The following is a 5,049-nucleotide window of genomic DNA, read 5'->3' as shown; positions in this document are numbered from 1 at the left end:
GTACCCCCGAGTACTGTGTTGAGAAGGGGACCTCGTGACACCCCCGTGGGGGAAGAGGGGGCGGAAACGGTACGCCGGGGCCCGCCCCCGCGCCCCCGGCCCCATCTCTCCCCTACAGCCCCCGCAGTTCCTCCAGCAGGTTCTTCTGGGCCCAGTCGATGAACGGTTCCTGGTGGTCGCCGCCGATCTGGACGAGGGCGACCTCGGTGAAGCCGGCGTCCGCGTACGCCTTGACCGCCTTCACGAACGTCTCGACGTCGTCGCCGCACGGGATCGCCTCCGCGATGTCCTCCTTGCGGACGAACTGCGTCGCGCCGCTGAAGCCGGACGGTCCGGGCAGCTCGGAGTTGACCGGCCAGCCGCCGAGCATCCAGCGGAACTGGTCGTGTGCCCGCGCGATCGCCGCGTCCCGGTCGGTGTCGTAGCAGACCGGGATCTGGCCGACGCGCGGCTTGCCCTTGCCGCCGTGCTCGTCGAACTTCTGCAGCAGCTCGCTCTTCGGTTCCGTGGCGATGACCAGGTCGCCGAGCCGGCCCGCGATCGCGCAGGAGCGGCCGCCGGAGACGGCGACGCCGATCTGCGGCGGTTCCTCGGGCAGGTCCCATAGCATCGCCTGGTCCACCTCGAAGTGCTCGCCGTGGTATGTCACCTCGTCGCCGGAGAACAGCGCCCGGATGATTTCGATGGCCTCCTCCAGCTTCTCCAGCCGTACCGGTGCCGAGGGCCAGCCCTTTCCGACGACGTGCTCGTTGAGGTTCTCGCCGGAGCCGAGGCCGAGGCGGAAGCGGCCCTGGGCGAGCAGCTGCATCGTGGCGGCCTTCTGGGCGACGACCGCGGGGTGGTACCGGGTCGTCGGGCAGGTCACGTACGTCATCAGCGGGATGCGGGAGGTGGCCTGCGCGGCGGCGCCGAGGACGCTCCAGGCGTACGGGGCGTGGCCCTGGGAGGTCAGCCAGGGGAAGTAATGGTCGGAGGTGACCGAGAAATCAAAGCCGGCGCGTTCGGCCTTCACCACGTGGTCGACCAGTTCGCGCGGTCCGGCTTGTTCGGTCATCATCGTGTAGCCGACGTCCACCATCGTCACTCATCCTTTTCGGCTTTTCGGCTGGGTACGGATTCCTGTCCGCGGTTCCCTTTCATCGAACCGGGTACACGCTCCGTTGATGCGTTTGACCGATCCTTCGCAATGCTCGCGTCCCCTGAATGGCGGCGGTGAATCACGGTGAATCGAAAGGAATCCGACGGCCGGACCCGGGTGACCGTCGTGGTGGCGCTCGCGGCCAATCTGCTGATCGCACTCGCAAAGGCGGTCGGCGGTCTGCTGTCCGGCTCGCCCGCGTTGCTGTCGGAGGCGGCGCACTCGGTGGCGGACAGTCTGAACGAGCTGTTCCTGCTGGCGGCGCTGCGCCGCAGTCGTCGTCCCGCCGACCGCCGCCACCCCTTCGGGTACGGCATGGAGCGGTACTTCTGGGCGCTGCTGGCGGCGGTGGGCATCTTCGTGATGGGCGGTTGTTTCTCCTTCTTCCAGGGGATCGACGCGCTTCGGGAGGGCTCGCACGAGACGCCGAGCGGTTATCTGGCCGGGCTGATCGTGCTGGGCGTGGCGTTCGTCGCGGAGGGCAGTTCACTGGTCCGGGCGGTGTACCAGCTGCGGGTGCAGAAGGGCGGGGGCGGTGATCCCGCGCTGCGTACGGTGCTCGCCGAGGACGGTGCGGCGGTGCTGGGTGTGCTGCTGGCGGCGGCCGGGATGGTGCTGCATCTGGTGACGGGGGACGCGGTGTGGGAGGCGTCGGCGTCCTTCCTGATCGGGCTGCTGCTGGTGTACGTGGCGTACCGGCTCGGCCGGGAGGCGCGTGACCATCTGATCGGTGAGTCGGTGGACGCGGGGCTGCGGGACGACATCCGGGAGCTGCTGGGCGCGCAGCCGGAGGTGGACAACGTGGCGGAGCTGCTGACGATGCGGCTGGGTGAGGAGTCGTGGCTGCTGGCGGCGCGGATCGATCTGGCGCCGGGGATGGACAGTGAGCGGGTGGAGCTGGTCTGCGTGCGGATCAAGCGGGAGATCGAGCGGACGTGGCCGCAGGCGGATCATGTCTTCCTGGACATCACGGAGGCTCCGGTGGAGCGGGCTGCGGGGGCGTCGGCGGGGCCGGGGGTGCTTCGCGGGACGGTGGTGTGCCGGGGGCGGGCCGCGGCTGAGTGGTCCGGTGTGTCCGGGCTCGGGGGTCAGAGGAGTCCGGTGGCGGTCAGGGCGCCGAGGAGTGCGGTGCCGAGGAGGGTCCAGGCGATGTAGTCGCCGATGTGGCCGGAGTGCAGGGTGCGGAGCGGGTCGAGCCAGTGGCGGCTGCGGGTGTGCTGGGGACGGCGTACGGCGAGGGCCGCGAGACCTGCGGCGACGGCGGCGGAGAGCAGGCCGAGGAGCAGTCCGGCGGGTGACCAGTGCGGTGGGGTGGGGACGACGGTGACGCCGGAGGTGGCTTCGTCGGCGGCGCTGCCCACCGCTGCGTACACGGCGGGCAGGGTGCCGACGAGGAGGGCTCCGGTGAGGAGGGTGCCCGGTACGGCGAGCATGGTGTCGGGGACTCGGGTGAGCTGCTGTTCGGTCTCCGGCTGTTCGCCTTCGCCGCTGGTCTCGCACTCTTCGCCGTCGGCGGGCGGGGTGCCGAGGCCGCCGAAGACGCGGGCGGTGACGCGGAGTACCGCTCCCCCGGTGACGGCGGAGACGAGGACGAAGAGTGCGGTGAGCCAGGGGCCCGCGGCTTCTTCGGTGACGGCTTTGCCGAGGGCGGTGCCGAAGGGCGGGAGGCCGGCGAGGGCGAGGCCGCCGAGGGTGAAGTAGGCGGCGGTGAGGCGGAGTTCGCGGGCGCGGCCGTGGAGTGCGTATTCGTCGATGGAGCCGTAGCGGTCGAGGAGGATGCCGGCGCCGGCGAAGAGTGCGGCCTTCACGCCGGCGTGGCCGAGGACGTAGAGGGCGATGCCGCCGGTGGCTTCCGGTTTCAGCAGGCCGAGGCCGATGAGGAAGAGGCCGGTGTGGGCGACGGTGGAGTAGGCGAGCAGGCGTTTGATGTGGCGTTGGTACCAGCACATGACGGCGCCGACGGCGGCGGAGAGGATGCCGAAGGTGAGGAGGGTGCGGGTGACGGCTTCGGGCGGGATGCCGCCGGGTCCGCTGAAGATGGTCCAGTAGATGCGGGCGGTGCCGTAGACGCCGAGTTCGACCATGACGCCCGAGAGCAGCATGCAGACGGGGGTGGGGGCGACGGCGTGTGCGTCGGGCAGCCAGAAGTGGAAGGGGGCTGCTGCGGCTTTGACGAGGAGGCCGGTGAGGAGGAGGACGAAGGCGGCGAGGACGAGGGCGTCGGGGGCGCCGCGGGCGTCGAGTGCGGCGCCGATGTGGCGCATGGCGAGTTCGCCGGTGCGGGCGTAGAGGAGTCCGATGCCGAGGAGCATGGCGTAGGCGCCGAGGGAGTTGACGATGCCGAAGGTGAGGCCGCCCTGGACGGCTTTGGCGGCTTCGACGCGGTAGCCGGTGAGGGCGTAGGCGACGACTCCCATGAGTTCGAAGAAGACGAAGGCGTTGAAGAGGTCGCCGGTGAGGGCGAAGCCGCACATGCCGGCCTGGAAGAGGAGGACGAGGGCGGGGAAGGAGCCGGCGTGTTTGCGGGGTGGTTCGTCGAAGTAGCGCCAGGAGTAGCCGAGGACGGCGAGGACGAGGAGGGAGACGAGGGCTGCGGTGCCGAGGGCGAGGCGGTCGGCGTGCAGGACGATGCCGACGCTGTGTCCGTTGCGGGGTGTCCAGCCGCCGAGCCATTCGACGACCGGTGCGGGGGCGTCGAGCAGGAGGTGGAGGGCGAGGGCGGCTGCGGTGGCGGCGAAGGCGCAGGCGAGCGTTTCGGCGGCGGCGCGGGGCAGGAAGCGGCCGGCGGCGACGAGGAGGGCAGCGCCGAGGAGGGGGGTGGCGATGACGAGCGGCAGCAGGTGGTTCATCCGCGCAGCTCCGAGAGTTCGTCCGGGTCGAGGGTGTGGTGCCGTTTGGCGACCTGTATGACCAGGGCGAGGAGGAGTGCGGTGACGGTGGCGCCGACGACGACGTCGGTGAGGGCGAGGGCCTGGACGACGGGGTCGACGACGGGGCGGGTGCGGGGCTTGATGTCGGAGAAGACGGGGGCTGTGCCGTGGGCGCGGTAGCCGACGGCGAGCAGCAGGACGTAGGTGGCGGCCTGGCAGACGGCGAGGCAGCCGACGGCGTGGATGAGGTTGCGGCTGGTGGCGAGGCCGTAGCAGCCGACGAGGAAGATCCAGGCGGCGACCAGGTAGGGCAGTACGTGCATCATCGTCCTTCTCCTTCCTCCTCGATCTCGACGGCCTGGTCCAGGAAGCGGGCGAGGAGTACGACGACGGCGCAGGCGACTTCGATGCCGATGGCGGCGTTGAGGAGGGGGACGGTGCCGCCGGAGGCGAGGGTGTTGAGGGTGCCGTGGGGCAGGAAGTTGGCGAGGTAGGAGGTGCCGGCGAGGAGGCCGGCTGCGCCGGTGAGGAGGTAGGCGGCTTCGCCTGCCGCGTCGCCGACTTCGAAGACGCCGAGGGGGCGGATGCGTTCGAGTGCGCGGTAGTCGACGGCGATGTAGAGGAGGTGGAGGGCGGTGGCGGCGACGACGCCGCCCTGGAAGCCGCCGCCGGGGGTGAGCTGGCCGTGGGCGACGATGTAGAGGCCGCTGACGAGGGTGATGGGCAGCAGGAGGAGTGCGTAGCGGCGTACGGGTGCGGCGACGCTGGCGGGTGCGGGGGTGACCTGGTGTTCGTCGCGGGCCTGGCGGAGCAGGACGACGGTGCCGAGGACGGCGGCGAAGAGGATGGATTCCTCGCCGAGGGTGTCGAAGGCGCGCTGGTCGAAGTTGACGGCGGCGATGGCGTTGGCGGTCTGCCGGGCGAGGGCTTGGTGGACGGCGCGGTCGCCGTAGGGGTGGAAGCCGTTGCCGAAGCCGGGGAGGCGCAGGGCTGCGGTGGTGAGGAGGGCTGCGAGGCCGGCGAGGCCGAGGAGGAGTACCG

The 5,049-nt window shown here is 71.0% G+C and carries 5 protein-coding genes; 1 reads left to right on the top strand and 4 read right to left on the bottom strand.

Annotated features, from left to right (window positions below; translation table 11 throughout):
* Positions 1-112: 112 nt before the first annotated feature.
* A complete protein-coding gene (locus tag C3486_RS36135; protein ID WP_103837087.1) occupies positions 113-1,078 on the bottom strand; it encodes an LLM class F420-dependent oxidoreductase in 966 nt (321 codons plus the stop codon).
* A gap of 144 nt (positions 1,079-1,222) precedes the next feature.
* Between C3486_RS36135 and C3486_RS36130 the strand changes: the two genes are divergently transcribed.
* Positions 1,223-2,293, top strand: coding sequence for a cation diffusion facilitator family transporter (locus tag C3486_RS36130; RefSeq protein WP_103837086.1), 1,071 nt, complete (start codon positions 1,223-1,225; stop codon positions 2,291-2,293).
* Here the strand turns inward: C3486_RS36130 and C3486_RS36125 are convergent.
* From C3486_RS36125 to C3486_RS36115, 3 genes are all read right to left on the bottom strand, one after another.
* Positions 2,227-3,987, bottom strand: a complete 1,761-nt coding sequence (locus C3486_RS36125; protein WP_103837085.1) for a complex I subunit 5 family protein — start codon at positions 3,985-3,987, stop codon at positions 2,227-2,229. The genes C3486_RS36130 and C3486_RS36125 overlap by 67 nt on opposite strands.
* Positions 3,984-4,334: a sodium:proton antiporter gene (locus C3486_RS36120; RefSeq protein WP_103837084.1), complete on the bottom strand. Its 351-nt coding sequence runs from the start codon at positions 4,332-4,334 to the stop codon at positions 3,984-3,986. The genes C3486_RS36125 and C3486_RS36120 overlap by 4 nt, the downstream gene beginning before the upstream one ends.
* A partial coding sequence (locus C3486_RS36115; protein ID WP_103837083.1) for an MnhB domain-containing protein occupies positions 4,331-5,049 on the bottom strand: 719 nt, incomplete at its 5' end. The genes C3486_RS36120 and C3486_RS36115, both read right to left, overlap by 4 nt.

Source organism: Streptomyces sp. Ru73, from assembly GCF_002920575.1.
Taxonomy (GTDB): Bacteria; Actinomycetota; Actinomycetes; order Streptomycetales; family Streptomycetaceae; genus Streptomyces.
Note: the sequence above shows the minus strand (reverse complement) of the source record. Positions and strands in the feature narration are given on the sequence as shown.